20 protein-coding genes and 1 pseudogene are annotated in these 21,434 nt (G+C 74.3%); 9 read left to right on the top strand and 12 right to left on the bottom strand.

The features are described from left to right. Positions 1–1,266 precede the first annotated feature (1,266 nt). Positions 1,267–1,623: a hypothetical protein gene (locus AB0910_RS13850; RefSeq protein ID WP_366744783.1), complete on the top strand. Its 357-nt coding sequence runs from the start codon at positions 1,267–1,269 to the stop codon at positions 1,621–1,623. 4 nt (positions 1,624–1,627) lie between these two features. On the opposite strand, the gene AB0910_RS13845 is transcribed toward AB0910_RS13850, so the two are convergent. Next, positions 1,628–2,278, bottom strand: a complete 651-nt coding sequence (locus AB0910_RS13845) for a helix-turn-helix domain-containing protein (protein ID WP_366744782.1) — start codon at positions 2,276–2,278, stop codon at positions 1,628–1,630. 311 nt (positions 2,279–2,589) lie between these two features. Between AB0910_RS13845 and AB0910_RS13840 the strand changes: the two genes are divergently transcribed. Beyond that, positions 2,590–3,849, top strand: a complete 1,260-nt coding sequence (locus AB0910_RS13840; protein WP_366744781.1) for a cytochrome P450 — start codon at positions 2,590–2,592, stop codon at positions 3,847–3,849. A 71-nt stretch (positions 3,850–3,920) separates the two neighbouring features. Here the strand turns inward: AB0910_RS13840 and AB0910_RS13835 are convergent, their stop codons facing one another. Next, entirely contained in the window at positions 3,921–4,469 is a 549-nt protein-coding gene (locus tag AB0910_RS13835) for a GNAT family N-acetyltransferase (protein ID WP_366744780.1), read from the bottom strand. 217 nt (positions 4,470–4,686) lie between these two features. Between AB0910_RS13835 and AB0910_RS13830 the strand changes: the two genes are divergently transcribed. Continuing rightward, positions 4,687–5,490, top strand: coding sequence for a methyltransferase domain-containing protein (locus tag AB0910_RS13830; protein ID WP_366744779.1), 804 nt, complete (start codon positions 4,687–4,689; stop codon positions 5,488–5,490). An 88-nt stretch (positions 5,491–5,578) separates the two neighbouring features. Continuing rightward, a complete protein-coding gene (locus tag AB0910_RS13825) occupies positions 5,579–5,872 on the top strand; it encodes a hypothetical protein (RefSeq protein WP_366744778.1) in 294 nt (97 codons plus the stop codon). Between the two features lie 83 nt (positions 5,873–5,955). Here the strand turns inward: AB0910_RS13825 and AB0910_RS13820 are convergent. Beyond that, positions 5,956–6,078, bottom strand: a pseudogene (locus AB0910_RS13820) (GNAT family N-acetyltransferase); the annotation flags it as partial. 171 nt (positions 6,079–6,249) lie between these two features. On the opposite strand from AB0910_RS13820, the gene AB0910_RS13815 reads away from it, so the two are divergent. Continuing rightward, positions 6,250–7,251 carry an aldo/keto reductase gene (locus tag AB0910_RS13815; protein WP_366744777.1) on the top strand — a complete coding sequence of 334 codons (1,002 nt, stop codon included), beginning with the start codon at positions 6,250–6,252 and terminating at the stop codon, positions 7,249–7,251. 120 nt (positions 7,252–7,371) lie between these two features. Further along, positions 7,372–8,520, top strand: coding sequence for an aminotransferase class I/II-fold pyridoxal phosphate-dependent enzyme (locus tag AB0910_RS13810; protein WP_366744776.1), 1,149 nt, complete (start codon positions 7,372–7,374; stop codon positions 8,518–8,520). A 51-nt stretch (positions 8,521–8,571) separates the two neighbouring features. Here the strand turns inward: AB0910_RS13810 and AB0910_RS13805 are convergent, their stop codons facing one another. The 3 genes from AB0910_RS13805 to AB0910_RS13795 form a co-directional block, all read right to left on the bottom strand. Further along, positions 8,572–9,159, bottom strand: coding sequence for a TetR family transcriptional regulator (locus AB0910_RS13805; RefSeq protein ID WP_366744775.1), 588 nt, complete (start codon positions 9,157–9,159; stop codon positions 8,572–8,574). Positions 9,160–9,269: 110 nt separating this feature from the next. Further along, positions 9,270–10,595 (bottom strand): MFS transporter, encoded by a 1,326-nt coding sequence (locus tag AB0910_RS13800; RefSeq protein ID WP_366744774.1) that lies wholly within the window; start codon positions 10,593–10,595, stop codon positions 9,270–9,272. 227 nt (positions 10,596–10,822) lie between these two features. After that, on the bottom strand, positions 10,823–11,464 hold the full coding sequence (locus tag AB0910_RS13795; protein WP_366744773.1) for an HAD family hydrolase: 642 nt from the start codon (positions 11,462–11,464) through the stop codon (positions 10,823–10,825). A gap of 87 nt (positions 11,465–11,551) precedes the next feature. Between AB0910_RS13795 and AB0910_RS13790 the strand changes: the two genes are divergently transcribed. Beyond that, entirely contained in the window at positions 11,552–11,752 is a 201-nt protein-coding gene (locus AB0910_RS13790; protein WP_366744772.1) for a hypothetical protein, read from the top strand. Positions 11,753–11,925: 173 nt separating this feature from the next. On the opposite strand, the gene AB0910_RS13785 is transcribed toward AB0910_RS13790, so the two are convergent. The 5 genes from AB0910_RS13785 to AB0910_RS13765 form a co-directional block, all read right to left on the bottom strand. Beyond that, positions 11,926–12,996, bottom strand: coding sequence for a glycoside hydrolase family 25 protein (locus AB0910_RS13785; protein WP_366744771.1), 1,071 nt, complete (start codon positions 12,994–12,996; stop codon positions 11,926–11,928). A gap of 328 nt (positions 12,997–13,324) precedes the next feature. Next, positions 13,325–15,670 carry a glycoside hydrolase family 3 N-terminal domain-containing protein gene (locus AB0910_RS13780; RefSeq protein ID WP_366744794.1) on the bottom strand — a complete coding sequence of 782 codons (2,346 nt, stop codon included), beginning with the start codon at positions 15,668–15,670 and terminating at the stop codon, positions 13,325–13,327. Between the two features lie 77 nt (positions 15,671–15,747). Beyond that, positions 15,748–16,644: a carbohydrate ABC transporter permease gene (locus AB0910_RS13775; RefSeq protein ID WP_366744769.1), complete on the bottom strand. Its 897-nt coding sequence runs from the start codon at positions 16,642–16,644 to the stop codon at positions 15,748–15,750. Next, complete coding sequence (locus AB0910_RS13770) at positions 16,641–17,573, bottom strand: sugar ABC transporter permease (protein WP_366744768.1); 933 nt, start codon at positions 17,571–17,573, stop codon at positions 16,641–16,643. Before AB0910_RS13770 ends, AB0910_RS13775 begins: the two co-directional genes overlap by 4 nt. Before the next feature lie 19 nt (positions 17,574–17,592). Beyond that, positions 17,593–18,999, bottom strand: coding sequence for an extracellular solute-binding protein (locus tag AB0910_RS13765; RefSeq protein ID WP_366744767.1), 1,407 nt, complete (start codon positions 18,997–18,999; stop codon positions 17,593–17,595). Between the two features lie 205 nt (positions 19,000–19,204). Here AB0910_RS13765 and AB0910_RS13760 point away from each other — a divergent pair, with 205 nt between their 5' ends. Both AB0910_RS13760 and AB0910_RS13755 read left to right on the top strand, forming a co-directional pair. Beyond that, the gene (locus AB0910_RS13760; protein WP_366744766.1) at positions 19,205–20,281 is read left to right on the top strand and encodes a LacI family DNA-binding transcriptional regulator; all 1,077 of its coding nucleotides are present in this window, start codon (positions 19,205–19,207) and stop codon (positions 20,279–20,281) included. Positions 20,282–20,425: 144 nt separating this feature from the next. Next, positions 20,426–20,665: a DUF2277 domain-containing protein gene (locus tag AB0910_RS13755; protein ID WP_366744765.1), complete on the top strand. Its 240-nt coding sequence runs from the start codon at positions 20,426–20,428 to the stop codon at positions 20,663–20,665. A 10-nt stretch (positions 20,666–20,675) separates the two neighbouring features. Here AB0910_RS13755 and AB0910_RS13750 read toward each other — a convergent pair whose 3' ends face one another. Beyond that, entirely contained in the window at positions 20,676–21,431 is a 756-nt protein-coding gene (locus tag AB0910_RS13750) for a VTT domain-containing protein (protein ID WP_366744764.1), read from the bottom strand. Positions 21,432–21,434: the final 3 nt, after the last annotated feature.

The raw sequence follows: 21,434 nt of genomic DNA, 5'->3' as shown, positions 1-21,434 counted from the left end.
AACTCACCCTCGACATCGCGCCCGTCCTGCTCGGCAGCGGCGAGCGCCTCTTCGACGGCGTCGAGACCTTCGGTTTCGAGCCCGTCGAGGTGCTCAGCTCACCGCTCGCCACGCACGTCCGCTACCGCAGGCACGCCGCCGACTGAGCGGCAACCCGGGTCTTCTCCCGCCCCGGCCGCGCGCCCGTCCGGACGGGCCACCCCTGAGGTGCCCCCCGCTTCTCACGCCACGCGTCGCGCTCGCCGCGCGGCAGGAGGCCAGCGGCCGGCGTGCGGCTCTCTGCGGGACGCGGCCGGGCGCGCTGTCCGCTGAGCGGACAATGTGTCCCGTCGGCGCGGTGCCGTGGCGACGCTGGGCGCATGAGCCATGCAGCAACCAGAGAACTCACCGGCCTGCGCCCGATCCGCGCCCTCGGCGCCTTCGAGCAGGCGTTCCACATGTACGGCGAGGGCCACCCGTGCGCGTTCACGCTGACCGTCCACGTCGAGGGGGCGGCGCGGGCCCTGTCGGTCGAGAGCACCGTCCGTGCGCTGGCGGTCCTCCAGCGGTCCCACCCGCTGCTCGCGGCGACCGTCCGGCCCGGCGCGGAGAAGGAGTTCGCCGCGTACGTGCACACCGACGTCCCGGTCGGACTGCGCACGGTGCCCGCCGGCGTCCGGTGGGAGGACGTGGTCGCCGACGAGCAGAGCCGTCCGCTCCCGCTGGACGAGGGCCCGCTGTGGCGGGTCACCATGACGGAGCCGGTGGGCGGGCTTCCGGACGGGAGGCACGCCGCGACCTTCTGGGTCACGATCGACCACCGCATCGCGGACGGCGCCGCGGGCGTGCGACTCGTCCAGGACCTCCTGACCGTGCTGGACGGACGGCCGCTCGCCGCGCAGGACGTCCCGAGGCCGCAGGAGGAGCTGATAGCGGCCCTCCAGGACACCGGCCCCGGCGCGCCCGACCCGGCGGACGCCGCCGTGGACCCGCGCCTGACCGTGATGGGGCGCATGCGCCCGTACGACCGCACCGTGCCGGAGGTCACGAGCGCCGCACTCGGCACCGAGCGCACGACGGCGCTGCGGGAGGCGGCGCGGCGGGCCGGGACCACCGTCCACACCCTGCTGGTGGCGGCGGCGAGCGTCGTGCTGGCCCGTGCCGGGCGGGAGTATGTGCGCGTCGTCACGCCGAAGGACCTGCGGCGCAACCTCGGTCTGCCGGACGGCGTCGCGCACCGGCTGCGCCCCCGAAGCGCCCTACGGCGCCGACGCGTTCTGGACCGCCGTGGGCGAGGTCGACCGGAACCTCGGGCCGACGCGGACCGCCGCCGCGGTCAAGGCGGCCTCCGCGATGGCCGAGCAGTACGCCCCGCGCGACCCGGAGCAGGGGGAGCAGGGCATGCTCGCGCTGTGCAGCCTCGACATGATGCTCACCAACCTGGGCGTCGTGGACCTCGGCGACGGCTCCGACGTGCGGGCGACGGGGTTCGAGGGACTGGGGATGTCGGTGCACATCGAGGGCGAGCAGATCCTCGGCGTGTCGACGTTCGCGGGGGAACTGCACATGACCAACACGGCCTTCGACCTCGTCCCGAAGCTGCTCGACCAGATCGTGGAACTGTTGGACGAGGCGGTCCGGTGACTCCTCACCTCGGCCGGGGGCCGCTGCCCCCGGCCGGGCGGAGCGCGGTCTCGACCATGGCGGCCGCCCGGCGCAGCACCGGGGCGTACCGGCGCGCCGGTACGGACGGCGCGGTGGCGATCTGAAGCGCCGCCGCGCCGCCGCCGGCCCTGACCGGGACGGCGAAGCAGCTCATGCCCGCCATCACGCGTTCGGCGTCCTCGCCCTCGCGCGCCCGGACCACGGGCGTGGTGGCGGGCCCAGGGGCGCCGAGTACCTCGCCGGCCGCGGTGCCCGGCGGCAGAGTGGTGCCCGACCGCGCAGGGAACGGCAGCGGCGTCCGCCCGGGGAGCATCTCCACGGCGACGAGGTCGGGCCCGTGCGGGACGACGATCGAGACCATCGCGCCGGTGTGCTCGCGGAGCTGCTGCAGCACCGCGGCCGCGGTGTCGCGCAGGCCCGGAAGCGGTTCCACCTCGCTCGACACCTGGAGCAGCCCCGTCGACAGGTGCCAGTACCCGCGCCGGTTCTCGACGGCACCGGCGTCTTCGAGCTGGGCGAGCAGCCGGTAGACGGACGCGCGCGGTATGCCCGTGGCCGCCGCGACGCTCGCCACCTGGTGGTCGGGGTCGGCGTGCGCGAGTGCCCGCAGCACCTGGAAGGCACCCTCCACCACGCCGCGACTCGTCCCTTTTGTCACACCCGTACCACGGTGGGAGGCTGTCACGGTTCACTTCCCGACTCTCACGTCGACCGCGGACGGCCTTCGGGGGCGCCCACGGCCGGGCCGACACGGCTCGGCCTCTTCGCCAAGGTACAGCTCTCCGCCCAGGTGGGGCTGGCGGAGGGGCCCCGGAAACGGTCTCGCGCGGCCTCTGGCAGAGGGCAGGCGGCACGGGCCGGGTGAACGGGCGGGGCGCCGGGTCCGTGTTTCCTTCGGGGCGGTCTCCGGCAGCACGGTCGGGGTGCCGGGCTCAGGAGGACTCCATGGAACGTGAAGTGGGACGTGGCGGGGCTTCGCCCCTGGTGCTCGATCTGGCGGCGCGCTGCCCGCATCTGGAGCGCGAAGCGCTCAACTCGGGGCCTGCGGCCACCCTCGTGGACGTGGCAGGGGTCGAGGCGTGGGCGGTGTCGGACCCGGCGGTGCTGGGGCCGCTGCTGACCGACAGCCGGGTGTCGAAGGACCCCAACCGCGGCTGGCCCGCCTTCCGGCGCGGGGAGATCGTGGGCACCTGGGCGCTTGAGCCATGGGTGGGCGTGCACAACATGCTCTGCCGGGACGGCGCGGACCACCGCCGCCTGCGGTCCGTGATGAGCAGCGCGTTCACCCCGCGCCGTATCGCCGCCCTGGTGCCCCGCGTCGAGGCCATCGCCGCGGAACTGTTGGACGCCATGGCCCAGTTGCCCGTCGACCGCCCGGTCGACCTGCGCGAGCACTACGCCTACCCGCTGCCGATGCGGGTGATCGGCGAGCTGCTCGGACTGCCCGAGCAGGCGGCGCGCCCGGAGTTCCGGGCCATCGTGGACGGCGTCTTCGCCAGCCACCTCACCCCCGAGGAGTCGCACGCGAACCTCAGGGCCTTCCGCGAGACGCTGGACGGCATGCTCGACAGGAAGCGCGCCGAGCCCGGCGACGACCTGACCTCGATGCTCGTGGCCGCGCACGACAACGGCGTCGAGGGCAGGTCGCTCGACGACCGGGAGCTGACCGACACCTTCTCCATCGTCTTCGGGGCCGGCTACGAGACCACGGTGAATCTCCTCGACACCGCCGTCACCGGACTCCTCGACCACCCCGGCCAGCTGGCGCGCGTCCGCTCGGGCGAGGTCGCCTGGAGCGAGGTCGCCGAGGAGGCGCTGCGCTTCGAGGCGCCCATCCCGTATCTCCCGCTGCGCTACGCCCTGGAGGACATCGAACTGGCCGACGGTACGGTCATCCCCGCGGGCGGGCCGATCCTCGCGGCCTTCGGGGCCGCGGGCCGCCACCCGGGCGCCCACGGCCCGACGGCGGACGCCTTCGACATCGCCCGGCCCGACAAGAGGCACTTCTCCTTCGGGCACGGCGCGCACTTCTGCCTCGGTGCGCCCCTCGCCCGCGCGGAGGCCGCGGCCGCGCTCCCCGCCCTGTTCGAGCGCTTTCCCCGACTGGCCCTCGCGGTCCCGGCGGAGGAGCTCGAACCGGTCGGCAGCATCGTCTCCAACGGCCACCGCGCGCTCCCCGTCTGGCTCGCGGGACCGCCCCGCTGACCCGGCCCCGCCTGCGGTCCGCCCTACCCCGTGGGAGGCCGGAACGAGGAGGAGGTGGGCCCTCGTCCGTGTCAGCGCGGGGTGGTGTCGAGGGTGATCCAGGTGTCGGGAGGCAGGTCGGGGCGGCCGGGGACCCCGCGCTGCTCCTCGGTCCACGCGGCGCCCGCGGTCGCGGTGGCGACGCGCCGCCAGAAGGCCGCGGCCGCGGTGTTGGCGTCCTGGAAGGCGATCTCCCAGGGGCCGGGGTGGCGCGCGACGACCTCGCGGGCCGCGTGCAGGCCGACCCCCGCCCCGCGGGCCCCGCGTACGACGAAGAAGCTGTTCAACACCCGTGCGGGCGCGTCGAGTCCGCGGACGAACGCGAAGCCCGCAGGGGAGGCGCCCGCCGTCACCAGGTAGGGCGCCCAGTCGGCGCGGGTGAAAGCGGCGTCGAGGCGTTCGCTCCTGAAGGTGCCGTCCGGGTACGGCAGCGCCCTGTCGAACTGGGACATGTCGTGGCGGAACAGCAGCCAGAGGCGGTCGACCGTCGGCCGGTCCGCCCCGGTCGCGAGGCGCACGGAGACCGGCGCGGGCGGCGGTTCGGGCACGGGTTCGGTTACAGGCGCGGGTACGTCGGGCATGGTCGTCCTGCCTCTCTGCGGGCTCGCGGCACTTCGCGGCGGCGGGCGTCCGGGCGTCCGGAACTCCGGGCCTTCGGGCCTTCGGGCCTTCGGGCATGAAAAAGCCTCCACGGTGCGGGGCTCGGCCCGGCGGGTGGAGGTTGCGTCGTGCGTTCCCTCGCAAACTATCAGCCGCGTGCGGGCCGTCGGGGCGCGGGCCGTCTGCCAGAATCGCCGGATGGCTGAGCGCGAGACCGACCAGGGGTACCTGCTGGACAACGGGCAGGCGGAGGCGGGCGTCCGATTCGGCGCGCTGGCCGAGCTGTTCGACCCGGTGACGTTCCGGCACGTCGACGGGTTCGGCATCGGCGCCGGGATGCGCTGCTGGGAGGTGGGGGCCGGGGGCACGTCCGTACCGCTCGGGCTCGCCGAACGGGTCGCGCCCGACGGCGCGGTGGTCGCCACGGACATCGACGTGTCGTGGGTGCGGGACGCCGCGGGCGGGGTGATCGAGGTGGTACGCCATGACGTGGCGGCCGACCCGCCGCCGGGCGGCGGCTTCGATCTGGTGCACGCCCGGCTCGTCCTGGTGCACGTGGCGGACCGCGCCGGGGCGCTGCGGCGGATGACGCAAGCGCTGCGGCCCGGCGGGTGGCTGCTCGTCGAGGACGCCGACCCGTCGCTCCAACCCCTGCTGTGCCCCGACGAGTCGGGTCCGGAGCAGCGGCTCGCCAACCGGCTGCGTGCCGGATTCCGTACGCTGATGGCGGGGCGCGGCGCCGACCTGGCGTACGGGAGGACCCTGCCGAGGGCGCTGCGCGACGCGGGGCTCCGCGCGGTGCAGGCCGACGCGTACTTCCCGATCACCTCGCCCGCGTGCGCCGTCCTGGAGGACGCGACCGTCCGGCAGATCCGCGGCCGCCTGGTGGCCGCGGGGCTCGCGACGGACGAGGAGATCGACCGCCATCTGGCCAACGTCGCCGCGGGCCGGCTCGACCTCGCCACCGCCCCGCTGGTCTCCGCCTGGGGCCGCAGGGAGTAGCCGCCGGTGCGCGCGCGGGGCCGCCCGCGTCCGCCCCCGTGCGGGCGATCCGCCGTGTCCTGACGGGGGCTTTCGCGTTGGGGATGGCATGACCTCCACACGACGTATCGTCACTTTCCTCGCGCTCGCCGCCGGCGCCTCCGGCCTCGGCGTCTCGACGGCCTCCACGGCCTCGGCGGCGGTCGGGCCGCTGGTGCAGCCGCAGTCGATCAGCGTGGCCGACACCGTCGACGACCTGTCGACCGCCTCCGTGCCCGCGGACCAGAAGGCGCAGGTCCCGACCGCCACCCAGCAGCTCCAGGGCCTCAACCAGCTCCAGCAGCTGCACCAGCTGACGGACCTGGTCGCCCCCGTGACCGGGCTGCTGCCGAGCCTCCAGTAGCCCCCGGCCACGCCGCCGTCCGGCGCCGGTGTCCACGCCCACCCCCGGGGCGCGGACACCGGCGCCGCGCCATGTGGCCGCCCGCGCGCCCCGCGGGCCGCGGTCGCCACGAGCGCGGCACCGACGCCCTGCCGCCGCAGGTGTCGTGCCACCACCGTGTCCAGGACGAACGCGTGTGCGCCGCAGTCCCGGGCGACGTTGACGAAGGTGCCGCGCCATGCGCAGGTGAGGGGCATCACCGGATCGTACGAGCCGCACGCGGCGGCCGTCCCGGCCTCGTCGGGCCCCGACTTTGCTTTTCCACAGTCGTGGACTTACGTTTGTCCACGCGTGAGGACATGCCTCGCGCGTCTGCGACGAATCTGTGAGGGCGTTCCATGACCATTCCCCAGCGCGCTGTCGGCGGCCTGGCGGTCGGCGCGGTCGGTTACGGCGCGATGAGCTTCGCCCGGCCCTACGGGCAGGGGCAGTACGACGTCAAGGACGACACCGCCGACGCCCTCGTCGGCCGGGCGATCGAGCTGGGCGCGACGATGATCGACACCGCCGACCTCTACGGCGACAGCGAGGACCGCATCGGCAAGGCCGTCGCCGGGCGCCGGGAGCAGGTCGTCATCGCCACCAAGTTCGGCATCGTCCGCGCCACCGCCGGGGACGAGCCGCCGCTGATGAACGGCAGGCCCGAGTACGTCAGGCAGCAGATCGAGCGCTCGCTGACCCGGCTCGGCACCGACCGCGTCGAGCTGTACTACTACCACCGGATGGACTCCCAGGTCCCGATCGAGGAGACCGTCGGCGCGATGGCCGAGCTGGTCGCCGAGGGCAAGGTGCGCCACCTCGGGCTGAGCGAGGCCGCCCCGGACACCATCAGGCGCGCCCACGCCGTCCACCCGATCTCCGCGATCCAGACCGAGTGGTCGCTGTGGTCGCGCGACATCGAGAAGGAGGTCGTGCCGCTCGCGCGCGAGCTCGGCATCGGCGTCGTGCCGTACAGCCCGCTGGGGCGCGGCATGCTGACCGGCACGATCACCTCCTTCGACGACCTGCCGGAGAACGACTACCGGCGGAAGATGCCGCGCTTCGCCCGTGCGGCGTTCGAGACCAACCTCGCCGCCGTGCAGGTGGTCGGGGAGATCGCCGCCGCGCACGGTGCCGCCCCCGGCCAGGTCGCGCTCGCCTGGCTGCTGGCGCAGGCGCCCGACGTCGTGCCGATCCCCGGCACGCTGCACGTCTCCCGGCTCGAGGAGAACACCGCGGCCGCCGAACTGCGGCTCACGGCGGACGAGCTCGCCCGGCTGAGCGCCCTGGAGGCCGTGGGCGAGCGTGAGGTGCGGATGGACCACAACTGGTCGTACGGCGTCACGCCGCCGCGGCGCTGACCTGCCCGTGCGCGCCGGCCGCCGCGCGGGTACGGTCGGCCCCCCGAGGTGGTCGGCGCGGTCTCTGCGGGTACGTGCCCCGGCGGGCGCCGCGCCGCGGGCCGGGAGGAGAGAGCGTGCATGGGTGAGGAACTGCTGCCGGTCGAGGGGCCGGCGGAGCTGCGGATGCGGCGCAGCGCGAAGTGGCGGGCGCAGCAGGCGGACGTGCTGCCGCTGACGATCGCCGAGATGGACTTCCCGCTCGCGCCCGCCGTGCGGGACGTGCTGCGCACGGCCGTGGAGCGCTCGGACACCGGATACGGCTTCGCGGGGGACGAGTTCCCTGCCGCGCTCGCCGGGTTCGCCGGACGCCGCTGGGGCTGGGAGATCGACCCGGCCAGGGTGGTCGCGACGACGGACGTGAGCACCGGCGTCGTGGCGCTGCTGCGGGCAGTCGCACGGCCCGGCGAAACGGTGGTGATGAACACCCCCTCGTATCCGCCGTTCCCCGCCTGGCTCGACGAGGCCGGTGTCCGGCGCGTCGAGGTGCCGCTCGCGGGGGCGGGCCTCGACCTGGCCGCCCTGGAGCGGGCGTTCGCCGCGCGCCCCGCCGCCTACCTGCTGTGCAACCCGCAGAACCCGACGGGCCGCGTGCACAGTCCCGAGGAGTTGGCCGAGGTGGTCGCGCTGGCCCGCCGCCACGGGGTGCTCGTCGTCAGCGACGAGATCCACGCGCCGCTGACGCTGCCCGGCGCCGTGTTCACGCCGCTGCTGACCGTGCCGGGTGCGGCCGAGACCGCCCTCAGCGTGGTCTCCGCGAGCAAGGCGTGGAATCTGGCCGGGCTCAAGTGCGCCGCGATCGTGGCGGGCTCCGCCGCCATGGCGGAGGTCACCGACCGGCTGCCCGCCGACACCCGCTGGCGGATCGGGCACCTGGGCGTACTGGCCTCCATTGCCGCCTTCACCGAGGGGGAGGCGTGGCTCGACCGCCTGCTGGCCACCCTGGACGACCGGCGGCGGTTCCTCGGCGACCTGCTGGAGCGGGAGCTGCCGGGCGTCGGCTGGCAGCGGCCCGAGGCGACGTTCCTCGCCTGGCTGGACTGCGCCGGGCTGCCCACGGGCGAGGACACCGCACGGGTCGCCCTGGAGCGGGGCCGGGTGGCGTTCGAGGAGGGGCGGAGGTTCGGCCCCGACTCCGCGGGGCACGTACGGCTCAACTTCGCGACCAGCCGCGAGATCCTGACGGAGGCCGTCACCCGGCTTGCCGGGGCGGTCGCCGCAGGCGCCTGAGGGGACAGCCACCGGGCACCCCGGCGGCCCGGGGCCGCGCCCGGCCCGCGGCTACTTCCCGGGCTCCGGGGCGTCGGCGACCGCGTTCAGGGCCTTCTTGAGGTACGCGGTGAGGACCTCGGGGTCGCCGTCGACCAGCTCGCTGTTCTGCAGGACGTTGCGCATGAACTGCACGCCGGAGCAGATCGCGATGAGCAGGGCGGCGCGCGCGGGCGCGTCCTGGCCCTCCAGCGCGTCGGCGAGCTCCTGCTGGAAGTTGCGCTCCAGGCTCTCGCGCATGATCTCGACCGCCCGCTCGCTGGGGGCGGAGCGCAGCGTGAGCAGCATGCCGTCGCGGTGGGCCTGCGTGGGGTCGGTCAGCAGCGCACGCGCGGTCTCGTCGTTGGCCTCGGGCGTCATCATCAGATGGCCGCTGTACGCGTCCGCGACGACCCGGGTGAACAGCAGCTCCTTGGACCCGAAGTACCGACCGATCAGCCGGGCGTCGACCCCGGCGAGCCCGGCGATCTCCCGCATGCCCGCCGCGTCGTACCCGGAGCGGCTGAAGACCTCGCGCGCGGCGTCGAGAATGGCCCGCTTGGTTGCGGCCGAGTCGCGCTTGCGTGGACGGGGGTCGGAGACGGCGGTGGTATCGGTCACCTGTTCAGGATAGGGACTCCGGGCCGCGGGGGCGTAAGCCGCGGAACACGCCCCGGTGGGAGAAAGCGCGGGCGGCCCCTGCACGGGCGCGGCGGGGGCCGCCGGCCCGGCTACGCGCCGCCCGCGTCCTGCGGGGCCGCGGCACGGGTGTCGTAGCGCCAGAAGGGGCGTACGACCAGGGCCCCCGCGATGACCAGGACGATGCAGAGCATCGCGCTGCCCGACCAGGCGATGCCCAGCGAGGTGGTGGCGGCCATGGCGCCGGCGCGCAGGTCGCCGAGGCGGGGGCCGCCGGCGACGACCACGGTGAAGACGCCCTGCATGCGGCCGCGCATCTCGTCGGGCGCGTACGTCTGGAGGATGGTCTGCCGGTACACGGAGCTGACGAGGTCGGCGGAGCCCGCGACGGCGAGCAGCAGCACGGCGAGCCACAGGGTGTGGGCGAAGCCCGCCAGCGTGATGGCGATGCCCCAGCCGGTGACCGCGCAGGTCAGCGCCACGCCCTGGCGCCTGATCCGGCCGATCCAGCCGCTGCACAGGCCGCCGACGACGGAGCCGATGGCGATGGACGCGTACAGCAGGCCGACGCCGCCGTGGAAGCGGGCCGCAGCCGCCTCGGGGAACAGGGCGCGCGGCATCGCGAGGACCATCGCGGCGATGTCGAGGCCGAAGGACATCAGCAGGACCGGGTTGCCGCCGATGAAGCGGAGGCCGTCGAAGACCGCGAGGAGGCCCCGCCTCGCGGAGTCGCCGACCGGTTTGATGGACGGCAGCCGGAACGTCGAGTAGAGGGAGATGGTGAACAGCAGCGCGTCGGCGCCGTACGCGTACGCGAAGCCGTGCGGCAGGTCGACGAGGACGCCGGCGACCAGCGGGCCCGCGACCTGGCCGACGTTGCCGACCGTGAAGTTGAGCGTGTTGGCTGCGGGGACCAGCTCGCGCGGCACGATCCGCGGGATGATCGCGCCCCGCGTCGAGGACGAGGTGGCGAAGCCCGCGCCCTGCACGGCGACCAGTGTGAGGATCAGCGGCACCGAACGCAGGTCGAGCAGCGTCTGGAGCAGCAGGGCGAGTGTCACCGCCCAGGTCACGAGGGACGACCACAGGTAGAGCTTGCGCCGGTCGACCCGGTCGGCGATGGCGCCGCCGTACAGGCCGAAGACGACGATGGGGACGAATCCGGCGAGGCCGGCGAGACCTACGTAGAACGACGAGTGCGAGAGGGCGTAGATCTGGACCGGGATGGTGACGCCCGTCACCATCGTGCCGATGAACGAGGCGCCCTGGCCGACCAGGACGCGGCGGTACACCGGTATCGCGAGGGGGCGGGTGTCGAGGGCGACCTGGCGGAGTCTGCCGGTCCTGCCCTCGCCTCGGCCGGCCTTCTGCCCGGTCTTCTTCTGTTCGGTCTTCTTCGGGCTGTCGGTCGAGGTCACCGCGGGTCCGTGCCCGTGGTCCGCGGGAGGGGGGACGCCGTGGACGCGGCGCGTCGGCCGGGGTTCCGTCGCAGCTCCGCGACGATGTGTGCTGTGCTCATGTACCTCACGGTGCCATGCGCGCCCCGTCGGCGGGAGAGCGGTCCGCCGTCCGGACGGCCGGGCCGCGGCCGTGTGCGCGGCCCCCTGCGGCCGCGGCCCCGTCCCCGGGCCCTGTCCCGCTCCCGTCAGGCCGTGACCGCGGCGACGAGCTCCATCAGTCCGTCCACGTGCCAGTCGGCCGTCTTCACCACGTCCGGGTCGTCGGCCCAGTAGTGGCCCCAGGGGCCGCGGCGCAGGTGCGCGGTGCGCAGGCCCGCGGCGTGGGCGGGGAAGATGTCGTGGGCCGGGTGGTCGCCGACGTAGACCGTCTCGTGCTCCTCGACGCCCGCCGCGTCCCGCACCCGGCGGAAGAACTCCGGGTCGGGCTTGGCCGTGCCCCACTCGCCGGAGGTGGCGACCAGGTCGGCGGGCAGGTCGAGCGCGCGCAGGAGTTCGCCGGCCCGCGCGGTCTGGTTGCCCGCGACCACGACGCGCAGGCCGCGCGCCCTGAGGTCGGCGAGCGCGGGTCGTACGTCCTGGTAGAGGTCGCTCTCGTCGAGGAACTCGCCGCGGCCCGCCGCCTCGCGCGCCGCGTACGAGGAGGGGACGTCGATGCCGGGGCTGACGAGGCGCAGCGCGTCGGCGTTGTCGCGCCCCTCGGCGACGACGGCGCCGACGAGGGCGGACACGGTGTGGCGCGGCACCTGGAGCCAGTCGGCCCAGGCCCCCCAGTAGCGGTCGTCGCGGACGAGGGTCTCACCGATGTCGAGGACTACTGCGCGGATCATGCCGGGCATCGTAGGACGGCGCGTGCGCCCGGTCGGGGACCGTGCTTCTCGCGCCGCGGGCATGTCGCCGTGTGCGAAGCTGCGCGTATGGACACAGCCAAGCTCGAACTCGCCGTCCAGCGCTACCGCGAGGCGGAAGAGGCGCTGGAGGCCGCGCACGCCGACGTACGGGCGGAGGCCGTCGCCGCGCTGCGCGAGGCGCCGGGGCAGGAGGGTGAGGCGGAGATCGCCAGGATCACCGGCTGGACGCCCGAGCTCGTGCTCGGCCTGCTGAACGGCCAGGTCTGAGACGGCCGGAGCGCGCGCCGGCCCGGGCCTTCGGCGCCGGGCAGGCGCCCGCGGCCGGGAAGCCCGGTCACGGCGTGCTGCGCCGGGCGGCTCCGGGCCCGCGCAGCCCGGCGCACCGCCGGGCTGCGCGGGCCGTGGCGAGCGCGCCGGAACCGCCCGTGCCCGTCCGCTCCTCAGCCCTTCCAGACCAGCGCCTTCACCACCGCGGCCGACACCGTGACCTTCGTGGACTGGAAGGTCTTCACACGGATGCGCATGCCGTGGCCCGCCGGGAGGTGGTTGGCGATCGGCACCGTCGCATAGGTCTTGCCCGCGGTGGCGATCACCTCGGCGATCGGGTGGTCGAGCACGTAGGTGCCCTTGGAGTCCACCTCCGACTGGCGCACCTGGATCTGCGCGCCCTCGGGCGCGCCCTCGATGCACAGGCTGACCGTGCCGGTGAAGCGCGCCGTGCCGCGGACGAAGACGCTGCCGTCCGTGCCGTGGTCGCCTGTCTCGTCGGTCCACTCCTTGGTGAACTCGATGGCGTCCCAGTCCTGGCCGGGGTTGATCGTGTACGGCTTGTCCAGGCCGAGGTTGACGAACTGGGGCATGTCGTCCTCCGAGTCGGTGCCCGCGGCCCAAGCGCGCAGGGCGGTCGCGGACAGGTAGCACAGCGACCTGTCCACCGGGGTGCTGGTGAACTGCCAGAACAGCGGCGCCTGTCCTGACGGGTGCGGGCGGGGCGCCGCCTCGGCCTTCGCGTACGAGACGGCCGTGGTGCCCCAGGTGTACGCCGGGTACCACAGCGTCACTCCCGCGGGCACATGGCCCTTGGCGAGGTCGTCGCCCGACGTGTAGACGCCCACCCGCTGGCCGGGGAACGCCTTGCGCACGGCGGCGATCCAGTCCGCCACGTACGCCTTGATCTGGGCGGCCGAGCGGCCCGTGTAGTTGCGGCCGTCGCTGTAGCGCTCCAGGTCGAGCCAGTGGCAGAAGCCCTTGCCCGCATGGGACTTGACGGCTGACACATAGTTCGCCGCCTCCACGCTCGCCGGCTGGTTGGGCCAGGCGAAGTGATAGGCGCCCGGCACGAGCCCGGCCTTCTTGATGCCGTTGATGTGCGTCGAGAACCGGGTGTCGTGGGTGTGTTCGCCCTCGCTCGCCTTGGCGAACCCGAAGACCACGCCGTCCGACTTGTGGGCGGCCCAGTCCTGCACGCCCTGATAGGCCGATACGTCGACCCCTCGACTGGTGGCGGCCATCCGGTCTCCTCCGGTCCGTTGCGGTGTCCTCCGCTGCGGGCGGGTGCGTACGGCCGTACCGCGGAGCCTCCACCGGCCCCCCGGCGTACGGGCGGACGGCGGACGCGGCCCGCCCTGTCTACGTCATCGGTACCAGATTCCCCGGCCGCGGCGGGGGTCGTCTCCATCTTCTGCACGAAACGCTCCCCTTCCTGCACGCCCGTGACCGCCCGCCGCCCGGGTGTGGCGGCCGGGCGGCGGAGGTGTGGACGGGAACCGCGCGTGCGGGCGAGGGGACGCGGGCAACGCGCGAGGGGCCGCGCGTGCGGGCGAGTCGGCGCGCCGCGGGTCAGTGCGCGGGAAGTGCGCCCGCCACCTCGATCTCCGCGTGCAGCCGCCGAGTGTGGTCCACCTCCCGTACGGGCCCGGTCAGTTCGACCGCCGCCCGCAGCCGGGTGTCCGCCTCGGCCGCCGACGAGGCGAGGCGCAGCTCCAGCGCACCGGGCTCGACGATCCGCCGCCCGTCGACGCCGGTGAAGGACGCGAGGTCCGCGGGCACGCCCGCGCTGACGCGCGCCGACTCGCCGGGTCCCAGCGTCACCCGCGCCCAGCCGATCAGCCGCTGCACGGGCCGCACGACGGAGGCGACCGGGTCGTGCAGATAGAGCTGCGCGACCTCGGTGCCGCGCCGCTGCCCGGTGTTGGTGACGGTGAAGGAGAGGGCGAGTTGCCCGTCGGTCGGCGCGCTCGGGGTGTCGACGACGAGGTCGGACCAGGCGAAGGCGGTGTAGGTCAGGCCGTGGCCGAACGCGAACGCCGGGGTCGGGTCGATGCTGGAGACCGCGGAGCGGCCCGCGAGCGGCGGCGCGAGATACGTCGAGGGCTGGGCGCCCGGCAGCCGCGGCACGCTCACCGGCAGCCTGCCGCTGGGCGCGACCCGGCCGGAAAGCACCCCGGCGAGCGCGCGGGTGCCCTCCTGGCCGGGGAAGAACGTCTGCACGACGGCCGCGGCCTGCGCGGCGGCGCGGCCGAGCGCGTAGGGGCGGCCCGCGAGCAGCACCGCGACGACGGGGGTGCCACAGTCCAGCAGCGCGTCGAGCAGCTGCTGCTGGGCGCCCGGCAGGGCGAGGTCGGGCACGTCGCAGCCCTCGCCGCTGGTGCCGCGGCCGAACAGCCCGGCCCGGTCGCCGAGCGCGGCGACGACCACGTCCGCGCCGCGCGCGGCGGCCACGGCCCCGGGGATCCCCGCGGTGTCCGGCGTGTCGACGCCGCAGCCCTCGGCGTGGACGATCTCGGCGTCCGGGAATTCGGCCGCCAGCGCCTCGCGCAGCGTGGGCAGTTCGATCCCGGGGTCCAGGCCGGGGTGCTGGGCGCCGATGTGCACGGGGAAGGAGTAGCAGCCGAGCACCGCAGTCGGGCTCTCGGCCTGCGGGCCCACCACGGCGATCCGCGGCAGCCCGGCGCCGCCGCCCGCCGCCGTCGCACCGCCGCCCGTGAGCGGCAACGTGCCGTCGTTGGCGAGCAGGACCACCGCCTCCTCGGCGAGCCGGCGCGCGAGGGCGCGGTTGCCGGGGGAGTCCAGGTCGACCGTGCCGCGCAGCCGCTCGGCGGCGCCGTCCTCCGCCGTGCCGTCCTCCGCCGATACCGCGGCGAGCGCGGGCGGCACCGGCGACCAGTCGTCGTCCAGCAGGCCGAGCGCGGCCTTCTGCGCGAGGACCCGGCGCAGCGCGCGGTCCACCACCTCCTCCGGGACCCGGCCCGCCGCGACCGCGTCGCGCAGCGGCGCGCCGAACGTCTTCACGGTCGGCAGCTCCACGTCCACCCCGGCGCCCAGCGCGGTCGCCGCGGCGTCCGCATCGTCGCCCGCGACGCCGTGCAGGGTCCGCAGGAACTCCACGCCGAAGTAGTCCGCGACGACCGTGCCGGTGAAGCCCCAGGTGTCCCGCAGCAGCCCGGTGAGCAGCGCGGCGTCGGCGGCGGACGGGATGCCGTCGGTGTCGGTGTAGGCGTGCATGACGGAGCGCGCGCTGCCCTCCCGTACCGCCATCTCGAACGGCGGCAGCACCACGTCCGACCGCTCGCGCGCCCCCATGCCGACCGGCGCGAGGTTGCGGCCGGCGCGGGACGCCGAGTAGCCCGCGAAGTGCTTGAGCGTCGCCACCACGCCCGAGGACTCCAGGCCCCGCACGTACGCGGTCGCCACCACGCCGACCAGGTACGGGTCTTCGCCGATGGTCTCCTCGACCCGGCCCCACCGGGCGTCGCGCACCACGTCGAGCACCGGCGCGAGGCCCTGGTGGACGCCGACCGCGCGCATGTCGCGGCCGATGGCGGCCGCCGTCTCCCGTACGAGGCCGGGGTCGAAGGACGCGCCCCAGGACAGCGGCACCGGATAGGCGGTCGCGCCCCAGGCGGCGAACCCGGCCAGGCACTCGTCGTGCGCGAGCGCGGGAATCCCGAAGCGGTTGCCCGCCGCGATCATGCGCTGCGTCCGCAGCAGCGAGAGTGCGCCGAGCGCCGGGTCGACGGGCGCGGTGCCGAACGGCCGTGTCAGCTGGCCCAGTCCGGTCGGCAGCAGCTCGCCGAGGCGCGGCGGCGCCGTCATCTCGTGCTGGTGCGGGGCGACTTCTGCGCCGTCGGCGGAGGCGCCCGCCCACAGCCCGTACAGCTGCGCGAGCTTCTCCTCCACCGTCATCGCGGCGACCAGCTCCGCCACCCGGGCGGCGCGGCGCGCCTCGCGGTCCTCGAAGGCCGTGGTCTCTGCGGTCGCGTTCACTTTCCTCCGACTCCCATGAGGCCCTGGACGAGCGCTCGACGGGCGAACAGGTAGACGAGCAGGACGGGCACGGTGGAGAGCACCACCGCGGCGAGCAGCGCGGGGATGTCGACCCCGTACTGCGTCTGGAAGTTGTAGAGGCCCAGGGTGAGGACCTTGGTGTTCTCCGACTGGGTGAGCACCAGCGGGAAGAGGAAGCCGTTCCACGCCTGGAGTGCGGAGAACACCGTGATCGTGGAGAGGCCGCCCCTGGACAGCGGCACCACCAGCTGGAAGAAGACCCGCCGGGTGTCCGCGCCGTCGATGGCCATCGCCTCGAACAGCTCGCCGCCGATGTCGCGCATGGTGCCGGTGAGGATCAGCGCGCACACCGGCAGGCAGAACGCGGCGGTCGGCAGGATCACTCCGATCAGGTTGTCGTAGAGCCCGGCCTTGCTGATCAGGTAGAACATCGGCACGATCACCGCCTGCGCGGGCACGGCGAGGCCCAGCAGGAAGACCCGGAAGACGGTCGACGTGGCGCGGCCCCGGTTGCGGACGATCGCGAAGGCGAGCGGCGGCACCAGCAGCAGCACGAGCGCCACCACGCTCGCCGTGACCACCGCGGTGTTGAGGAAGTAGCGGCCGAAGCCGCCCTCGAAGTCCCGGGCGAAGTTGGCGAGGGAGAAGCCGGCGGGCGGTGAGAGCGGGCCGTTCGCCGTGTACTCGGGCCGGTCGCGCACGGCCGCGCCGAGCATCACGTACACCGGCAGGCCCACCACGCACAGCCACAGGAACGCGCCCGCGCCCGCGAGGTAGTTGGGCCGCCTGCCGACCGCGGCGCCGGCCGCCTCGGCGCGCCGCGCCGACCGCCGGGCGCGTGCCGTGCCCGCGGGGTGCGGCAGTGCGCTCATGACAGACCCTCCTGGGTGCCGGCCATCCGGTCGTAGCCGGAGAGGCGCACCACGACGAGCGAGACGGCCGTGGCCACCACCACGAGCAGCAGCGCGATCGCCGCGCCCGCGCCGTAGTCGAAGCCCTTGAACGCCTTCTCGTACATGTAGTAGGCGGTGATGGTGGTGTCGCTTCCCGGACCGCCCTGGGTGAGGATCAGCACCGAGTCGAAGGTGGTGAGCCCGCCCACCACCATCAGGATCACCGAGGTGACGACGGCGTTGCGCAGCTGCGGCAGGGTGATGTGGAAGAACTGCCGCACGCGGCCCGCGCCGTCGACCGCGGCCGCCTGGTAGAGCACCTTCGGGATCGCCCGGGTCGCGCCCTGGTAGATCAGCGAGTGCAGCGGCGTGTACTGCCAGGCGCTGACGACGACGAGCACCCCGATCGCGCCGGTGCGCGAGCCGAGCAGATTGCCGTCCCCGAACAGCCAACGGGCCTGCGCAGGCACCCCGAAGTTGGGGTCGAGCAGCGCCCGCCACAGCACCGAGACCGCCGTCACCGAGAGCAGCAGCGGCACGAAGAACACCGCGGCGAGCACCGCGCGGCCACGCTGCGGGCCGGCGGCCCACACCCCGATCAGCAGCGAGAGCGGGGTCTGCACCAGCACGCCGAGCCCGGTGAGCAGCACGCTCAGCCACAGGCTCTGGAGCATCACCGGGTCCTTGAACAGCCTGCTCCAGTTGGCGAGTCCGGCGAAGGCGGGCGAACCGAGCCCGCTCCAGCTGGTGAAGGAGAGCACCGCCACCAGCACCAGCGGCACCAGTGCGAAGAGGCCGAAGAACACGAGGGCGGGCAGGGCCCAGACCACGCCGGGGCGCGCCGTGCCCCGGGCGGCGGCGCGGCCGCGGCCCCGGGCGCGCGCCGCCGTTGTCGCTGCGGATGTCATGGCGTCGCCGTCCCCGCCGTCAGCTCGCGTCCAGGGCCTGCATGGCCCTGATGAAGCCGCCCGCGTCGCTTTGGCCGTCCGTGAACTGCTGGATCGCCTGGTAGATCGGCGTCATCGCGGCCGGCGGGTACGCCTGGTCCCAGGAGACCTGGAAGGACGGCGCCCTGGAGACGAGGCCGAGCTGGAACCTCGCGTACGCCGGGTCGTCGCTGGTGTCGAGGAACGCGCTCGTGTTGGTGGTGGTCGGCAGGTTGCCGATGGCGAGCTGCGCCTTGACGAACGTGTCGGAGTACATGAGCTTCAGGAACTTCGCGACGGCCGCGGGCTGCTTCGTCTTCTTCATCACGGAGTAGAAGTTGTTGGTGTTGCCGACCAGGTCGGCGGGGTCGCCCTTGCCGCCCGGCACGCTCGGGAAGGTGCTGTAGCCGAGGTCCTTCGCCGCGAAGTCGGGGCTCGCGTCCTTCTGCGTGGAGTACTCCCACGACCCCATCAGCTCGAAGCCCGCCCTGCCCGACGCGAGGAGCTGCGCCGAGCCGCCGTCGGTGAACTTCACCGAGTCGAAGTTGGTGCCGAACGCGCCCGCGTCCACGAGCTGCCTGATCTTCGCGAGCGCCGCCCTGCTGTCCTGGCTCGCCCAGGCACTGGGATCGCCGCCGACGGCCTTCTCGAACAGGCCGGGGCCCGCGATCCGGTCGTAGAGGTACTCGAACCACATCATGGTGGTCCACTTGTCGCCGCCGCCGAGCGCGATCGGCGTGACGCCGTGCGCCTTCAGCTGCTTGACCGCGGCGAGCAGGTCGTCCCAGGTCTTCGGCGGGGTGACGCCCGCGTCCGCGAGGACCTTCTTGTTGCTGAACAGCAGCACGGGCTGGGTGCCGCGCATCGGGATGCCGTACGCCTTCCCGTCGATCTTCGCGGTGTTGTAGACGGACGGCAGGAAGTGGTCGCCGATCTTCGGGTCGTCCTTGAACACGTCGTCCAGCGGCATCAGCAGCCCGGCCTTGACGAAGGGCTGGATCGAGCCGCCGCCCCAGTTGAAGAAGACGTCGGGCGCCTGCGGGGTGTTGATGATCGTCTGGAGCTTCTGCTGGTAGTCGGCGCCGGGGATGGTGTCGAGTACGGCCTTCACCGTGGAGGTCTTGTTGAACTCGGCGACGATCTGCTTCTCGACCTTGTTGCCCGCGTCGCCGTAGACGAGTACGTGGAACTCCTGGGCGCCGCCCTGGCCCGAGCCGCCGCCGCAGGCGGTCAGGGACGCGCCGAGCAGCAGGGCGGCGCCCGCGCAGGCGGCGGCGCGGGCGGAGCGGCCGCGCGGTGTCCCCGGGCGGGCAGCGGCCTTTTCGGCCGCCGCGTGCCCCGCCGCGCCCCTCGCAGGGGCCTGCCCGCGCCTCGGCCTGCGCAGCGACGTCCATGTCGGTATCCGCATCGGGTCCCCTTCGGCACACATGGGTCCGGACCGGCGGGTCCGGAAGGACGGCTCGGAAAGAGGTCTCGAAAGTATCGAGAGTATTTCCGAAAGCTCTACGGATGGGGACCGTAGGGACGGCCGCTCGCGGCGTCAACACTCCGGTCGCGAGGGCGGCTTCGCGCAATCAAACCGTTACCGAACACCCGTGCCCTATCCTTCAGCCATGGCAGATGACAGGAGCGCGGGCAGGATCACCCTGGCCCAGGTCGCGACCGAGGCCGGTGTGTCACTCTCGACAGTTTCGAAAGTGCTCAACGGGCGGCCCGACGTCTCCGCCCCGACGCGCGTCAGGGTCGAGGAGCTGCTCGACGAGCACGGCTACCGGCGCTCTGCGCCCACCCCGCCCGAGGCGCCGCTCCTGGAGATCGTCTTCCACGAACTGGACAGCATCTGGTCGATGCAGCTGATCAGGGGCGTGCAGAACATCGCGCAGCGCAACGGCGTCAGCGTGGTCCTCACCGAGACGGGCACCCGGCACTCGCCGGGCGCCGACTGGGTCGAGGGCGTGCTGCGCCGCCGCCCGCTCGGTGTCGTCCTGGTCTTCTCGACCCTGCCGGACGAGCTGAAGAAGAAGCTCTGGTCCCGCGCCATCCCGTTCGTGATCGTCGATCCGGCGGGGGACCCCGAGCCCGACGTGCCCTCCGTCGGCTCTGCCAACTGGGCCGGCGGCCTCGCCGCCACCCGCCACCTCCTCGACCTCGGGCACCGCAGGATCGCGGTGATCACGGGCCCCGAGGACATGCTCTGCTCGCTCGCCAGGCTCGACGGCTTCCGCTCCGCGCTCGGGATGGCGGGCATCACCCCCGACCCCGCGCTCGTGCGCTTCGGTGACTTCCATGTCGCTTCGGGCCGTGAGCACGCCCTCGACCTGCTGCGCGGCCCCGACCGGCCCACCGCGGTCTTCGCGGGCAGCGACCTCCAGGCGCTGGGCGTGCTGGAGGCCGCGCGGGTCCTCGGCCTCCAGGTCCCCGAGGACCTCTCGGTGGTCGGCTACGACGACATCCCGCTCGCCCAGTGGTCGAGCCCCGCCCTCACCACCGTCAACCAGCCGCTCGAACGGATGGCGGAGGAGGCCGCGCAGATGCTGCTGCGGCTGCGCGGCGACCGGGGCGCGGGCCGCGCGGAACCCCGGCAGGACGACCGTGCCGAGGAGGCGGGCCCCGAGACCCGGATCGAGCTCGGCACCCGTCTCGTCGTGCGGGACAGCACGCGCGCCCCGAAGGAGCCCGCCGCGGGGTGAGCGGCCCGGGCGGGGTGCGCGGGGTCTCGCCGCGCGACGGGCGCGGTCGTAGGCGGCGCGGTCGTACCGGGCACGGTCGCGGGCGCTTCGGTCGTACGCGCCTCGGTCGACGCGGGGCGCGGCCGTGCGCGGCACACTTGAGGCATGTGCCGCAGCATCAAGACCCTCCGCCCGCCCGCGCTCCCCGAAGAGGCCACCGAGGACGAGATCACGGCCGCCGCGCTCCAGTACGTGCGCAAGGTGTCCGGCTTCCGTGCCCCGGCCGCGCACAACCGGGAGGTCTTCGACCGGGCCGTAGCGGAGATCGCCGAATCCACCGCCCGCCTGCTGGCGGGCCTCGACGTGCGGGGCGGCCCCGCGCGGCGGGAGCCCGCGGGCCGCTGAGCGGGCCGGGTTACGCGGCGCGGGCCGCCGCGGGGTCGGCGGCGGGCGCGGGCTCGCAGCCGATCACCTTCACCGCCCCTGCCTGCGCGGGCATGAGCGCGGGCGCGGCCTCGGCGGCGGCCCGTGCGTGCGGGCGCCGCACGACATACGCGGCGAGCGCACCCGCGCCGAACAGCGCGAGCACCGAGAGCGCCGTGCCGAACCAGCTCGTGCCGAGCCACTGACCGCCGAAGTAGCCGAGGCCCACGCTGTAGACGGTCCAGGCCGCGCCCGCCAGCGCCGACCAGGGGAGGAACTCCTTCGTCCTGCGCTGCGAGGCCCCCGCGCCGAACGACATCACCGAGCGGCCCGCGGGCGCGAAGCGCGCGATCACGACGAGGGCGCCGCCGCCCGCGGCGAGCGCCCTGCCCAGGCCGGCGTGCGCCCTGGCGAGGCGGCGCGAGCGCGTCAGGGCGCGGGTGAGCCTGCCGCTGCCGCTGCGCGCGACATGGAAAGCGGCCAGGTCGCCGAGGACCGAGGCGGTCGTCGCGCACAGGCCGAGCAGGATCAGCGAGGCGATCTCGTGCGGCAGCCTGCTCGCGCCCGACATCCGGTCGGCTGCGTGCACGACCGTGGAGGAGCCGGCGGCCGTGGCGGTCGCGGTGGCGGCGGTCACGACGATCACACCGCTCGGCAGCACGGGCAGGAAGACGTCGAGCAGGACGGAGAGCGCCACGACGGCGTAGATCCACGGGCTGCTCGCAAGCGACCCAAGACTCTCCAGCACGGT

The sequence above is a fragment of the Streptomyces sp. NPDC047002 genome (assembly GCF_040704505.1).
Classification (GTDB): domain Bacteria; phylum Actinomycetota; class Actinomycetes; order Streptomycetales; family Streptomycetaceae; genus Streptomyces.
Note: the sequence above shows the minus strand (reverse complement) of the source record. Positions and strands in the feature narration are given on the sequence as shown.